Source organism: Bosea sp. BIWAKO-01 (assembly GCF_001748145.1).
GTDB lineage: Bacteria > Pseudomonadota > Alphaproteobacteria > Rhizobiales > Beijerinckiaceae > Allobosea.
In genome coordinates, this window is record NZ_BCQA01000001.1 from 2,330,869 (window position 1) to 2,344,537 (window position 13,669).

Annotated in this window: 14 protein-coding genes; 10 read left to right on the forward strand and 4 right to left on the reverse strand. The window is 65.6% G+C overall.

Annotated elements, in window-relative coordinates:
• Positions 1-9: 9 nt before the first annotated feature.
• The 4 genes from BIWAKO_RS10705 to BIWAKO_RS10720 are packed head-to-tail and all read left to right on the forward strand — an operon-like array spanning position 10 to position 3,756.
• Positions 10-1,542 carry an HAL/PAL/TAL family ammonia-lyase gene (locus BIWAKO_RS10705; RefSeq protein WP_069878677.1) on the forward strand — a complete coding sequence of 511 codons (1,533 nt, stop codon included), beginning with the start codon at positions 10-12 and terminating at the stop codon, positions 1,540-1,542.
• Complete coding sequence (locus tag BIWAKO_RS10710) at positions 1,539-2,168, forward strand: ABC transporter permease (RefSeq protein ID WP_069878678.1); 630 nt, start codon at positions 1,539-1,541, stop codon at positions 2,166-2,168. Before BIWAKO_RS10705 ends, BIWAKO_RS10710 begins: the two co-directional genes overlap by 4 nt.
• Entirely contained in the window at positions 2,168-2,800 is a 633-nt protein-coding gene (locus BIWAKO_RS10715) for an ABC transporter permease (RefSeq protein WP_069878679.1), read from the forward strand. Before BIWAKO_RS10710 ends, BIWAKO_RS10715 begins: the two co-directional genes overlap by 1 nt.
• Positions 2,800-3,756, forward strand: coding sequence for an ABC transporter ATP-binding protein (locus BIWAKO_RS10720; RefSeq protein ID WP_069878680.1), 957 nt, complete (start codon positions 2,800-2,802; stop codon positions 3,754-3,756). The genes BIWAKO_RS10715 and BIWAKO_RS10720 overlap by 1 nt, the downstream gene beginning before the upstream one ends.
• Here BIWAKO_RS10720 and BIWAKO_RS10725 read toward each other — a convergent pair.
• Both BIWAKO_RS10725 and BIWAKO_RS10730 read right to left on the reverse strand, forming a co-directional pair.
• Positions 3,753-4,535, reverse strand: coding sequence for a phosphate/phosphite/phosphonate ABC transporter substrate-binding protein (locus BIWAKO_RS10725; RefSeq protein ID WP_069882355.1), 783 nt, complete (start codon positions 4,533-4,535; stop codon positions 3,753-3,755). The genes BIWAKO_RS10720 and BIWAKO_RS10725 overlap by 4 nt on opposite strands.
• Positions 4,536-4,573: 38 nt before the next feature.
• Entirely contained in the window at positions 4,574-5,581 is a 1,008-nt protein-coding gene (locus BIWAKO_RS10730; protein ID WP_069882356.1) for an ornithine cyclodeaminase family protein, read from the reverse strand.
• A gap of 219 nt (positions 5,582-5,800) precedes the next feature.
• Here BIWAKO_RS10730 and BIWAKO_RS10735 point away from each other — a divergent pair, with 219 nt between their 5' ends.
• Positions 5,801-7,243: a lipopolysaccharide biosynthesis protein gene (locus BIWAKO_RS10735; protein ID WP_069878681.1), complete on the forward strand. Its 1,443-nt coding sequence runs from the start codon at positions 5,801-5,803 to the stop codon at positions 7,241-7,243.
• 6 nt (positions 7,244-7,249) lie between these two features.
• On the opposite strand, the gene BIWAKO_RS10740 is transcribed toward BIWAKO_RS10735, so the two are convergent.
• Entirely contained in the window at positions 7,250-7,972 is a 723-nt protein-coding gene (locus tag BIWAKO_RS10740; protein WP_371331922.1) for a fused DSP-PTPase phosphatase/NAD kinase-like protein, read from the reverse strand.
• 154 nt (positions 7,973-8,126) lie between these two features.
• Here BIWAKO_RS10740 and ppa point away from each other — a divergent pair, with 154 nt between their 5' ends.
• A complete protein-coding gene (ppa, locus tag BIWAKO_RS10745) occupies positions 8,127-8,663 on the forward strand; it encodes an inorganic diphosphatase (RefSeq protein WP_069878682.1) in 537 nt (178 codons plus the stop codon).
• A 104-nt stretch (positions 8,664-8,767) separates the two neighbouring features.
• On the opposite strand, the gene BIWAKO_RS10750 is transcribed toward ppa, so the two are convergent.
• Complete coding sequence (locus BIWAKO_RS10750) at positions 8,768-9,643, reverse strand: HpcH/HpaI aldolase/citrate lyase family protein (RefSeq protein ID WP_069878683.1); 876 nt, start codon at positions 9,641-9,643, stop codon at positions 8,768-8,770.
• Between the two features lie 100 nt (positions 9,644-9,743).
• Between BIWAKO_RS10750 and BIWAKO_RS37315 the strand changes: the two genes are divergently transcribed.
• The 4 genes from BIWAKO_RS37315 (at position 9,744) to sdhD (ending at position 13,664) form a co-directional block, all read left to right on the forward strand.
• A complete protein-coding gene (locus BIWAKO_RS37315) occupies positions 9,744-11,456 on the forward strand; it encodes a serine/threonine dehydratase (protein WP_084651251.1) in 1,713 nt (570 codons plus the stop codon).
• A 177-nt stretch (positions 11,457-11,633) separates the two neighbouring features.
• Positions 11,634-12,707 (forward strand): MaoC family dehydratase, encoded by a 1,074-nt coding sequence (locus BIWAKO_RS10760; RefSeq protein WP_069878684.1) that lies wholly within the window; start codon positions 11,634-11,636, stop codon positions 12,705-12,707.
• Positions 12,708-12,864: 157 nt separating this feature from the next.
• Positions 12,865-13,260 carry a succinate dehydrogenase, cytochrome b556 subunit gene (gene sdhC / locus BIWAKO_RS10765; protein ID WP_069878685.1) on the forward strand — a complete coding sequence of 132 codons (396 nt, stop codon included), beginning with the start codon at positions 12,865-12,867 and terminating at the stop codon, positions 13,258-13,260.
• A gap of 11 nt (positions 13,261-13,271) precedes the next feature.
• Positions 13,272-13,664 (forward strand): succinate dehydrogenase, hydrophobic membrane anchor protein, encoded by a 393-nt coding sequence (gene sdhD, locus BIWAKO_RS10770; RefSeq protein WP_069878686.1) that lies wholly within the window; start codon positions 13,272-13,274, stop codon positions 13,662-13,664.
• The last annotated feature ends 5 nt before the right edge of the window (positions 13,665-13,669 follow it).

Consider the following 13,669-nt stretch of genomic DNA (forward strand, 5'->3'; position numbering starts at 1 on the left):
GATCTGCGAATGGAGCTGGTGCAACCGGCCCCTGCCGTCGTCATCGGAGCGGGGCTGCTTTCGATCGAACAGGTCCATGCCGTCGCGCATGGGTCTGTGCGGGTCGTGCTGGTTCCCGCACTGCTGGAGCGGCTGAGCGGGGCTCGCGCGGTGGTCGAGCGCAGTCTCGAACGTGGCGAGGCCGTCTATGGTTTGACGACCGGCCTCGGGGCTGCTGTGGACACGCGACTGGCGGCGGATCAGATCGCTGCCTTCCAACAGCGGGCCGTTCAGGCCCGGGCTGTCGGCGTCGGGCCTTGCCTGTCGCGGGGCGAGGTGCGGGCCATGCTGCTGGCGCGGCTTGCCGGTCTTGCGCAGGGCGCGTCGGGCATCTCGCCGGGCCTTGTCGGGACGCTCGCTGCGATGCTGAATTCCGGGCTTCATCCTGTCGTGCGACGCATCGGCTCGCTGGGGGAGGCCGATCTCAGCTCGCTGGCCCAGCTCTTCTTGCCGCTGACAGGAGAGGGTGAGGCCGAATTCGACGGAAAGATTCGCCCCGGTCGCGAGGCCATGTGCTTGGCCGGCATAGCGCTTCCGGCCCTTGGGCCGAAGGATGGGCTCGCATTGCTCAATGCCAATGCCGAGAGCGCCGGCCTGGCTGCGCTCGCGCTTCGCACCATGGCACTGGCGCTGCAGGCGCTGACGGCAGCAGGTGCACTCTCGCTGGAGGCTTACCGCGCCAATCTCTCGCCCATCGCCAGCAATCTGGTCGCGCTTCGGCCGGTGCCGAGCCATGTCACTGGCGCGGCAAAGTTGCGCGAACTCCTGGCTGGGAGCGATCTCCTTGATGAAGGCGCTGCCAGCCGCGTGCAGGACCCACTGTCCTTTCGCTGCCTGGCGCCCGTGAACGGCGCCGCATGCGCCGCGCTCGATACGGCGCGCGCGCTCGTTGAAGTCGAGCTCAACGGGGCCGGCGACAGCCCGGCGGTGCTCATCACGGAGGATGTCCTGCGTTCGACCGTCAATTTCGACACGACGGCGCTTGCACTTGCGCTCGAGGGGCTCGGGCTGGCAGTCGCCCACGCCGCGACGATCTCGGCGTTCCGTATCATCAAGCTGATGTCGCCTGCGTCCAGCGGGCTGCCGCGCTTCCTGACCCGCCATGGTGGCACGCATGCGGGGTTTGCGACCACGCAGAAGACGACAGCAGCCCTGGAAGCGGAGATCCGCCATCTCGCCCTGCCACTCGGCCCGACGACCATGCCGGTTGCCGATGGTGTCGAGGATTACGCGCCGATGACGCCGCGCATTGTCGCAAAGACAGCCGTGATCGCCGAGCACCTGGCGCGGCTTGCTGCGATCGAACTCGTCGTGGCGGCCGAGGCCGCCGATCAGCGTGACGGCATCAGGCTCGGCGTCGGCACCATGCTCGCGCATGGCTTCGTCCGCGCCCATGTCGCCCGGCTCGACGATGACCGGCCGATGGGGCGCGAGTTCGAGGTGCTGGCCGAACGCCTGGCGGCGGGAGAGCTTGCTGCAACGCTTTCGGACCCGCCAGCATGACCTGGATCATTGAGAATTACGACCGCCTGCTGATCGCGCTCTGGGAGCATATCCAGCTCGTCGGCATCGGGCTCGCGATCTCGCTCGTCATCGGCCTGCCGCTCGGGATCATCTCGGCGCGGCGGCCGAGCTTCTACCTCGTCGTGCTGTTGATTTCGGGCGCCCTCTACACGGTGCCGGCACTGGCGATCTTTGCGCTGTTGATTCCCATCCTCGGGCTCGGCTTCGGTCCGGCGATCGTTGCGCTGGTGATGTATGCCTTGCTGATCATCATCCGGAACACGGCAACGGGTCTGCGCGAGATCGCGCCCGAGATCCTGGATGCTGCCGACGGCATGGGCTATGGCCGTTGGCGCCGGCTTTTCGCGATCGAGCTCCCGCTGGCGCTGCCGGTGATCATCGCTGGCATCCGCATCACGGTCGTCACGATGGTCTCGGTCGCGACCGTGGCCGCCTTCATCAATGCCGGCGGTCTTGGCGACATCATTTTCCAGGGCATCACCCAGGATTTCGGTGAGAAGGTCGTGGTCGGTGCGATCATGACTTCGCTGCTTGCCATCGCCTGCGACGAGAGCTTGCGCCGGCTCGAGCTCGGCCTGCGGGCGGCCCAGGCGGAGGGCGCCTGATGCTTGGCTGGATCACCGCCAATCCCCGCATCTTCTGGACAGCGGTCGAGAACCACCTCTGGCTTTCGGGCGTCGCACTTCTCGCCGTGGTGCTGATCGCGCTGCCGCTCGGGCTTGCGCTGACGCGTCATCGCAGCCTCGCCAATTCGACGATCGCGATCGTCAACATCCTGCGCACCGTGCCGAGCCTCGCCTTGCTCGTCATCATGCTGCCCCTGCTCGGCACCGGCTTCCTGCCGTCAGTGGTGGCGCTGACACTCTATGGCCTGCCGGCTCTGCTGCTCAACACCTATACGGGCCTGAGTGAAGTCGACCGCGACATCGTCGAGGCGGCGCGCGGGCAGGGACTTTCGGATGCGCAGGTGATGACGCGGATCGAGATCCCGCTGGCGCTCCCGGTGATCTTTGCGGGCATCCGCACGGCTGCGGTGCAGGTCGTTTCGGCGGCGACGCTCGCGGCCTTCATCGGTGGCGGCGGTCTCGGCGAGCTGATCACTGCCGGAATGGCGAATTTCAATTTTCCGCAGCTGATTGCCGGAGCGGTGGCGGTGGCCTTGCTCGCGCTGCTGGTCGAGATCGGTTTTGCGAGCGTCGAGCACGCCATGACGCGTTCCGCGCGAATGGGGGCCTGATGATCCGTCTCGAGAATGTCAGCAAGCTGTTCGCGGGCATCGCGCGCCCGGCCGTCGACAGCCTCGATCTTTCGGTGCCCGAAGGCCGGACCTGCGTGCTGATCGGCCCGTCCGGCTGCGGCAAGACCACGACAATGCGGATGGTGAACCGGCTGATCGAGCCGAGTTCCGGCCGGATTATCGTCGAGGGCGAGGATGTAACCCAGGCCGATCCCGTGCTGCTTCGTCGCCGCATCGGCTATGTCATTCAGCAGGTCGGCCTGTTCCCGCACATGACCATCGCCGAGAATGTCGCGACGGTGCCCAAACTGCTGGGCTGGCCGGCCGAGAAGATCAAGTCGCGCTCGGAGGAGATGCTGGCCCTGGTCGGATTGGAGCCCGCGCAGTTCCTTTCGCGTTACCCGCGCCATCTTTCCGGCGGGCAGCGCCAGCGTGTCGGGGTGGCGCGCGCCTTGGCCGCCGACCCGCCTGTTATGCTCATGGACGAGCCGTTCGGTGCGGTCGATCCGGTGGTGCGAGGACGCTTGCAGGAGGAGTTCGTCGCGATCCTGCGCCGGCTGAAGAAGACAGTGATCTTCGTCACCCATGACATCGATGAAGCGATCCGGATGGGCGACATCGTCGCCATCATGAAGGACGGCCGCCTGGTGCAGTATGACACACCCGACCGCCTGCTGGCGGCTCCGGCCGACGCATTCGTCGCCGATTTTGTCGGTGCTGACGCCGCGTTGCGGCGTCTCTCTCTGGTCAGCGCTGCAGATGCGGTCGAAGAGGGAGCGCCACAGGTTTCCGACCTGCGGCTTCCGGCATCGGCCAATCTGCGCAACGTGCTCTCTGCGCTTCTGACCGAGGGGCGAGACGGGGCGACCATCGTCGATGGCGACAGCCGGCCGCTGGGGCGCATCACGCTTGCGGCGATCCGGGCGCGCAGTGCCGGGCGCCCGGCCGAATCCTAGCCTGGCTGCCCATACCCGGCGGCTTCCGCCCTGCGTGCATCCTCGAGCAGCACGTCATAGGTGCCGCGTTCTATGGCTGCGAAACCGGAGAGCTTCAGGCGAGCCAGCAAAACCTGCGCCCGCGGCTGGACTGCAGCGTCGAGCAGCGCATCGCGAAGGTTTGCAAGTGGAGCCGCTTCCAGCGTGTCCGAGGCGACCAGGAGCGGCATCGGCCTTGGGAGCGTGGTCTCGATGATCCGCAGCCGTGCAGCGGTTTCAGGCTCATGCGCGAGCAACAGGTCGTGAAAATACGAGTCGAGCGGACCAATATCGATTTCGTCGTTCAGCAGCGCGGCAATGACCCGGCGCGGCGTCAGAAGCGGGCCGATGCTTTGCCGGTACAGTGGCCCGGCCTTCCAATGGGGGAGCAGGTGGCTGCGCAACGCGTTGAAGCCGGACTGGGAGTGCTCGACCGTCCAGCCAAGGCGCTGGCCGAAGCTCCCGGCGAGCGTGGCGATCGGGCTTTCGGCACGGGTGACGAGATGAGTTGCGTAGAAGGGCCGTCCGCCCGCGAGCGCCGCGGCCCGGATCGGGGCCGCGATCGGCTGCACGGGAAAGCGACCGCTAGCGAAGGGGTAGCCGCAGATGAAGGCGAGGCCGAGATCGCCGCGTTGCCAGAGGTCCTCCAATGGAGCCGGTGCGGCGTGGTCGACGACTGTCAGCGGAACCCCCGAGTGGTTGGAGATCCAGGCGAACAGATCGGCCCAGGCAGCCCGAACCGCCGCGTTGACGGCATACATCCGCGCATTCGCGACAAGGTGCGGCCTGGCAGGGTTCGTCACGCGTAACGCAGCCTCTGGCCAATCCCCATGTGGCGGGCCTTCTCCAGCATGAAATGGCCAAGAGCGATGTCGGAGAGCGAGAGCCCGCGATGCCAGAACAGGATCGTCTCGTCGTCGCTCTCGCGACCGGGTTTCAGGCCGGCGACGATTTCGCCCATCTCGGCATGAAGGGTCGCCTCCGAGAGCTTGCCGGCCTCGACATGGGCACGGAGCGCCCCGAACTGGCCCGATCGGCACTGGCCCCAGTCGTCGACGACGAGCTTGCTCATGATATCGGTCAGCGAAAGCTCGACGGCGCTCATCGTGCCATAAGGCACGACGAAGGCGCCCGGCTTGATCCAGTCCGTCCTCAGCAGCGGCTCGGGAGCATCGAGGCGCGAGGCCTCGACAATGATATCGGCGCCCTCGACGCAGGAACGCCAGTCCTGGGTCACGGTGACGGGCTTGCCGAGATCAGCTGTGAGCCGTGTTCCGAAAGCCTCGCGGCTTTCCCTCCGGCGGGAATGCACCCGGATTTCGTCGAAGTCGAACAGCGAGTCGAGCAGGCGTACGTTCCAGTAGGCCGTGCCGCGTGCGCCGATATGCCCGAGCACCCTGGCACCCTTGCGCGCAAGGTATTTCGCGCCGATCGCGGTGACCGCGCCGGTGCGCATATCGGTGAGATGGCTTCCGTCGATAATGGCCCTGGGCACGCCATTGGACGGGTCCATCAACAGGAGCAGGCCGAGCTCCGAGGGCAGGCCCTCCTTGTAGTTGTCGACGAAGTCCCCGATCACCTTGACGCCAGCCAGGTTGATCGGCGCACGAAATGCGCCCCTCAGCACGTTGAAATGACCGCTGCTGCCGCCTGGAATGAGGTGCATGCGTGGTTCGATCACGGTTTCCCCGCGTCCCTGCGCCGCCAATCCGGCCTCCACTGCCGAAATGATCTCCGGGTCGGTCAACCGAAGGGCCTCGACGTCCAGCGCATTCAGGAAATCGAGGTGGATGGGGGCGCGCGTCATGGGATCAAGCCTCTCGATCTGCGAGGGAAACACTGACCGGGACGTCCGCAGATGACAATGGAGCTCAGTTAGAACGCTGATAAATGCCGGATTTTGCCACTTTTCCGCCACAGCCTGCGTGGTAGCGAGAACCCTCCCCGGCGCGACCAGCGAAAGTGCTGCAAATTTACCTTGCGTTAATCATACCGGCGCAGCGTGCAGCTTGCGGAGTGAAGCGACGTGATCGAAGGGGTTGATCGCGAGCGAGCTCCGGCAGGCGAGCGCCACGGCCCCGGGTCGAGCGAAGACGATCTGCCCGACATCCCGACCGGGGACGTGGATATGGCTGCGCAACTCGCACTGGACAGGGGCGGCTTTGCCGCGGCCGCCTCGGCGCCCGTTCCGGCCGAGCCGATCGCGGCCGATGGCTCCCCCGTCAGGCGCACAGGTCTTCGCAACGGCTTGATGCTGGCGCTGCGCTTCGTTCAAGCGCGGATTCTCTCGGTATGGGGCCTGCTTTTCGCAGCGGCCCTGTGCCCGCCCAAGGTTTTCGCGGATTTCGCGATCTTTTCGGCGCTGGCCAATTTCGTCTCGATTGCGGTTCTGCTGCGCTTCGAGGCCGTGTTCTTTCAAAGCAATGACAGGGTGCGTCTCGGCCGGGCGTTTCGACTGGCCCTCGCTGTGGGGACGGTTTTCCTGGCCGGCATGACTGCTGCGATCCTGTTCGCAGCATCCGCGGGCTGGGTGCTGCGTGGCTTTGGTGCGCTCTTCCTGATTTCGCTGGCCAGCCGCGCGGCTATCAGGCTGATCACCGCCGAGGCGACTGCCGAAGGCGATTTCGCGACGATCGGCAACAGCAATGTCGTTCAGGCGATCGTCCAGCCTATCATGATGATCCTGCTGATCTGGCCGCTCGGCCCAACGGCGCTCGCGCTGTTCGCTGCCGATGCCTTCGGCCATGCGGTGGCTGCAAGCTATCTGTTCTGGCGCCGTCGCAAGGCGCTGATCGGCTTCGTGAGGCTGGTTTACTGGTCGCAGCGAGAACTGGTCGAATCGGCGATACGCTGGCGCACGGCGCCGACCTATCTGCTGCCCTCGGCGCTGCTGTCCTTCGGTTTCATGGTGGCGCCGCTGCTGGCTTTGCCCTTTGCCGGGAACGCTCTTCTGGCGGCGCATGTCGCGCTCGCCATGCGCCTTCTGGAAATGCCGATGCAATTGTTCAACGCAGCGGTCACTCCGCTGGCGATGAATGATCTGCGCAAGCGCGAGGGCGCCGATCGGCAACATTGGGCCCGTCGGATCACCATGGGCATGGTGGCGATCGTCGTCGTGCTCTTCACCGGAGTCGCCATCGCCGCGTTCGGGGCCGACTACGTGCTCGAAGGCACGCAATGGGAAGGCGTCGGCGAGATCATGGCGCTGCTCTCGCTGTTCTATGGCTGCAGCACCCTGGTCGGACCGCTGCACGAGATCGGCTCATTGTCGCTGTATCCGCGTCGGCAGATGATGACGAATGCGGTTGCGCTTGCCGGCGCGGTGCTGGTGGTGTGGTGGTTCGGGACGTTGTCCCTGGCGCTGCTCACCGCGACCGGCTGCGTTTCCTTCGCGCGCATGCTGGCGCATATCCAGTTTGCCTGGACGCGGATGGGTACCCCGCCAGAACTGCCGCGCGCTGCGCGTTGAGCGTGTCTATTCGCGCCGGATCAGCCGGTCGGCGATCAGCGACGACAGAAAACCGGTCTTGAAGTCTCTCTCGAGCGCCTCGGGATCGTAGCTGCGCTCGACCCAGTCGAGGAAGGCGATGCCCTTGGCCTCGCCCTCGCGGGCATAGGTTTCGAAGAACGCGTCGAGAATCCCGGTCTTGGCGAAGCGGAAATGGCCATACCGCAACGAAAGCTGTTTCATGGCTTCGTCGAGCGGGCGGTTCTCATGCACCAGCAGATAGAGCGCCGAGAAAAACCCGGCCCTGTCCGCGCCCGATTTGCAATGCACCAGCGCCGGTTCCTTCAGGCCTTCGAAGAAGGCCCTGGAGCCGAGGATCGTCTCGCGGTCAGGTGCGCCGCGCGAACGCAGGACGAACTCGACCAGTGCGATGCCGTGGCGTTCGCAGGCTTCGCGCTGCAGCGGCCAGGCGCCGTGCTCGCGGCCACCGCGCAGATTGACGATCGTCTTGACGCCCTGACGCGCGAACCAGGCGATGTCGGTGGGCGCGGGCTGGGCGGCGCGCCAGAGGCGCGGCGTGACCCGGTGGGCGTTGAGATAGGCCAGGCGGAAGATGCCGTGATCGACCAGCAGCATATTGGCCCAGGCGCGCAGTCGGTCGGCCCGGCCGGAAAGCGGTCGGTCCCAGCGCGCGATGCGGGCCATTCGCCGCGCATAACGCTGATCGTTGCGGCGCAGCAGGTTCAACACCACAAAATTCCATGCTTGATCATCTGCAGCCCGATATCAGTGGCGAAGGCTCCGCGCAAACCCACAGGCCACGTCCGCCTAAAGGTCGGGCTTGGACTTTTGCGCTACAGCGCGCATAAGGCGCGCCAGTTTTTTGTCTCAACAGGTAAGAACCATGCGCTTAGATGCCATCTCCATCGGCAAGAATCCGCCTGACGAAGTCAATGTGGTCATCGAGGTGGCCATCGGTGGCGAGCCGATCAAGTACGAGATGGACAAGGAAGCCGGCACGCTCTTCGTCGATCGCTTTCTCTACACTCCGATGCGTTATCCCGGGAACTACGGTTTCATTCCGCATACGCTGTCGGAAGATGGCGACCCCTGCGATGTGCTGGTCGCCAATACACGCCCCCTGATTCCGGGCTCGTACATCGCGGTCCGCCCGATCGGCGTGATGATGATGGAGGACGAGGGCGGCGGCGACGAGAAGATCATCGCAGTCCCGGTGCCCAAGCTCACCAAGCGCTACGAGAACGTCCACAACTACACCGACCTGCCGCAGATCACACTCGATCAGATCCAGCACTTTTTCGAGCACTACAAGGATCTCGAGCCCGGCAAATGGGTGAAGCTCACCGGCTGGGGTGACGCCACAAAGGCAAAGCAGCTCATCGTCGAGGCCATGGAGCGGGCGAAGAAGGCCAAGGACTGAGGCCAGCGCTCAGCACCATCATGGCCGGGCCCTTTCCGGCCATGATCTCGTCCCGTTACCCCGATCAAGACGGGCCCTCGGCGCCAGGCCGGGCATCGCGCAGGTTACGCCGCGATTGCCTCGCTCAGCGCCACGACGCGCCTCGCCATCTCGGCATGAAGCCGCTCGACCATGCGGCCGTCGAGCTGGATCGCGCCCTTGTCGGCATTCTCCGGCTGCTCGAAGGCGGTGATGATCGCCTTGGCGCGGGCAAGCTCATGATCGTCCGGCGCGAAAGCGGCATTGGCCGCGGCGACCTGGGCGGGGTGGATCAGGGTCTTGCCGTCGAAACCGAGATCGCGGCCCTGCTCGCATTCGGCCGCAAAACCATCCTCGTTCTTGAGATCGTTGTAGACGCCGTCGACGATGTCGATGCCATGGGCACGAGCCGCGAGGATGGCCGTCACCAGCCAAGGCAGCATCGGCGCACGGCCCGGCACGAAGCGGGCGCGGGTTTCCTTGGCGAGGTCATTCGTGCCCATCACGAAGCAGGCGAGCCGCGTCGAGGGGTCCTTCGCCGCCGCGGCAATGCGCGCGGCGTCCAGGATGGCGAGCGGTGTCTCGATCATCGCCCAGATTCGAACCGCCGGATCGGCCCAGAGGCCGGTCAGTTTGTGGCCGATCTCGATCAGGGTTTCAGGGGCCGACACTTTCGGGATCAAGATCGCATCGGGCTTGGCCTCGGTCGCTGCGGCAAGATCCGCTTCGAACCAGGGCGTCTCGACGCCGTTGACGCGAATGACCAGTTCGCGCCGACCGTAGCCACCGGCCTTCACCGCGGCGCAGACCTGCTCGCGCGCCATGTCCTTTGAATCTGGGGCCACCGCGTCTTCCAGATCGAGAATCAGCGCATCGGCGGCAATCTCACGGGCTTTTTCGAGCGCACGGGCGTTCGAACCGGGCATATAAAGGACACTGCGGCGTGGGCGGATCGCTGTCATGGGATACTCCTTGACGAAGGCTGATCTGACTTCGCTGCAATGCACACTAGACGCGACCGCAATGCAACGACAGTTCATCGAAAGGTGAAGAGGGGGACAGATGGGCTGGATCGCCGGCGTCGACGGCTGCAAGGCGGGCTGGATCGTTGCGATCCTCGACGACGCTGCGCCCGCGCGCCCGCAATTGCGCGTGGTCACGCATTTCTCCGCGCTCTTCGACGAACCTGAACCGCCTGATCTCGTGGCAGTCGACATGCCGATCGGCCTGCCGGACCGGATCGTCGGCTCCGGACGCGGTCCCGAGCAGGCGGTGCGCGGCCTGCTCGGTGAGCGCCAATCCTCGGTGTTTTCCATTCCTTCGCGCTCCGCCGTCCAGGCTGCGGAGTATCGGGAGGCCTGCGGCGTCGCCGCCGCGACCTCCCAGCCGCCCCGCAAGGTCTCCAAGCAGGGCTTCTTTCTGTTCCCGAAGATCCGGGAGATCGACGGCTTGTTGCGGCATCAGCCGCTGTGGCGCGAGCGCGTCTATGAAACCCATCCCGAACTTGCCTTTCGGACGATGCGCGGGGCTCCTCTTCTGAGCCCGAAGAAGGTCAGGGGCGCGATCAATCCCGATGGTATGGCCGAACGACGGGTCCTGCTGGTCGCGGCAGGCCTGCCAGCCGAGAGCGTCCACGCACGGCCGCCGCGGGGAGCTGCAGCAGACGACATGCTGGATGCGCTGGCGGCGCTGATCGTCGCCGGACACATCCGGGGCGGGCGTGGAAAGCCCTTCCCCGATCCGCCGGGACGCGATAGCCACGGGCTTCCCATCGCGATCTGGACCTTCGCGCCGGATCGCCCAGCCTATCAGGATCGCGCCATGTCCGACCGTCCGGTGTCCCATTCCATGATCGAGGCGGCTGCCGCGCGCATAGCCGGCCATGCTCGCGTGACGCCGATCATGCGCTTGGGCAAGGGGGCGCTCGGATCCGCGGGGGACATTTCGCTCAAGCTCGAATGCCTGCAACATGCGGGCTCGTTCAAGACGCGCGGCGCCTTCAACAACCTGCTGTCCCTGCCGGTGCCTGCTGCCGGGGTTTCTGCGGCATCCGGGGGCAACCACGGCGCAGCGGTGGCCTATGCGGCGCGCGAACGCGGCGTGAAGGCGACGATCTTCGTGCCGGAGATTTCGCCCGCGGCCAAGATCGAGGCGATCCGGCGCTTCGGCGCGGAGGCCGTGGTCGGCGGCGCGCAATATGACGATGCGCAGGCTGCCTGCGATCGCTTCGTCGCGGAAACCGGCGCGCTCAAAATCCATCCCTTCGCCGCGGTCGAGACCATCGCCGGTCAGGGCACGCTCGGACGCGAATGGGATTTGCAGGAGCCCGATCTCGATACCGTGCTGGTCGCGGTCGGTGGCGGCGGGTTGATCTCGGGAATCGCCTCGTGGTTTGCGGGATCGAAGGTCAAGGTGGTCGGCGTCGAACCCGCGGGCTCGCGCGCCTTGCAGGCGGCGCTCGAAGCCAAGGGACCGGTCGCGGTCGATGTCGCCTCGGTGGCCGCGGATTCGCTCGGCGCCCGCAATGTCGGCCAACTGGTCTATGACGCCTGCAAGGACACGGTCGATCACGTTGCGCTCGTGCCGGATGCCGCCATTACCGAGGCGCAGGCGCAGCTCTGGCGCGATTTCCGTCTGGCCGTCGAGCCCGGTGGCGCGGCCGCTTTCGGCGCGCTGATCTCGGGAGCCTACAAGCCGGCGCCGGGCGAGCGCCTGGGCGTTCTGGTCTGCGGCGCGAATGTCGATCTCGCCAAGCTGCAGGCGATTGTAGCTTAGCCTTCGCGCCTCTTCCTGTCGCGGCGCGGCGGAGAGCCGAGGCTCATTCGAAGTCTGGTCGGCGCTCGGCCGGCCCTTCCGGGCCTGCGCCTTACCCCATCGTCGCAGCGGCGCGGGGCTGGACGCAGGGTCTCACGGCAGCGCACAATCGCCTGCCTGACCAGACGCGAGACGCCGATGTCCCAGACCGCGACGCTGCCCGCTTCCAAGACCAGCCCCGGCCGCTTTTTCGAGGATTTCCGGCTGGGCGAGACGATCGTCCATGCCACGCCACGGACCGTGACCAGTGGTGATGTCTCGCTCTATACGGCGCTCTATGGGTCGCGTTTCGCCGTGCAGTCGTCGGACAGCTTTGCACGCGCGGTCGGTTACCCCGCGGCGCCGGTCGACGATCTGCTGGTCTTCCATATCGTCTTCGGCAAGACGGTGCCGGACGTTTCGCTGAACGCCGTCGCCAATCTCGGCTATGCGGATGGACGCTTCCTCAGGCCGGTCTATCCAGGGGACACCTTGTCGACCACCTCGGAGGTGATCGGCCTGAAGCAGACCTCGGCGGGCGATGCCGGTATCGTCTATGTCCGCTCGATTGGCCGCAACCAGCTGGGCGAAATCGTGCTGAGCTATGCGCGCTGGGTGCTGGTGCGCAAACGCGAACCGGGAGCCGCGGCACATGCCGAGCAGGTGCCCGAACTGCCGAAGGTCGTCGCTCCCGAAGAGCTTGGCGAGGGCTGCCCGGCTCTCGATCTCACCGCCTATGACGATGCGCTCGCAGGCTCGGCGTTTCGCTGGGGCCATTATGCGGTCGGCGAACGCATCGACCATGTCGACGGCATGACGGTGGAGGAAGCCGAACATCAGCTTGCCACCCGTCTCTACCAGAACACCGCAAAGGTGCATTTCGACGCCTATGGCGCGCGCGAGACGCGTTTCGGCAAGAGACTGATCTATGGCGGCCATGTCATCAGTCTGGCCCGTGCCCTGTCGTTCAACGGGCTCGGAAACGGCCTTCACATCGCGGCGATCAATGGTGGCAGGCATGTCGCGCCACTTTTCGCGGGCGATACGGTCTATGCCTGGAGCGAGGTGCTGGAGAAGGCCGAGTTGCCGGGCCGCAGCGATGTTGGCGCCCTGCGTCTGCGCCTCGTCGCGACCAAGAACCTGCCTTGCGGGGAGTACCCCTTGAAGCTCGGCGATCAATATGCCGGTGGCGTCATCCTCGATCTGGATTATTGGGTGCTGCTGCCGCGATGATGCGTAAGCATAAAGTTACAGTTTGAGATTTATGTAACCACCGATTCGCTGCCTCGCATTGCAGCGCCGGAACGGTTTCTATAGAGAGCCAATCACTCTAGAACCATTCCCAAATGGATCGGGCCCCCCGGCGGGCCGCAGAGTCGGAGAGTTTACCTTGGCCGAAACCAAACCGATCGCGCGCCCGCTTTCGCCGCATCTGCAAATCTATCGCTGGTCCTGGACCATGGCGATGTCGATTGCGCATCGCGTCACCGGCACGGCGCTCTATGCCGGCACGGTGCTCATCGCCGCCTGGCTCGTGGCGGCCGCCTCAGGGCCGGGGGCCTATGAAACGGCTCAGGCGATTGCCGGCTCCTTCCTGGGGCGCCTCGTGTTGTTCGGCTATTCCTTTGCGCTGCTGCACCACATGGTCGGCGGCCTGCGCCATTTCGTCTGGGACATGGGACACGGCTACGACCCCGAGACGCGCACGAACATGGCGAAGTACAGCGTCTTCGTCTCGGCGGGCCTGACGATCCTGCTCTGGATCGTCGCCTACGCGATGCGCTGAGGAGTTTCGTCATGTCGTCAAATTCTTCCATGCGTACCCCGCTCGGCCGCGTTCGCGGTCTCGGCTCGGCCAAGTCCGGCACCGGCCATTTCTGGCTGCAGCGCGTCACCGCCGTGGCGAACGTCTTCCTGACGATCATCTTCCTCGGCGTTGTGATCTCGCTCTTCGGCAAGCCCTATGCGGCTGCGGTCGCGACCCTGTCGCACCCGCTCGTCGCGATCCTGATGCTGCTCTTCACCCTGTCGGGCGCCGTCCATATGCGCCTCGGCATGCAGGTCGTGATCGAGGACTATGTCCACCACGAGGGGCTGAAGATCCTCGCCGTGATGGCCAACACCTTCTTTGCGATCGCGATCGGCGCGGCTTGCGTCTTCGCGATCCTGAAACTCTCTTTCGGAGGCTGAACCCG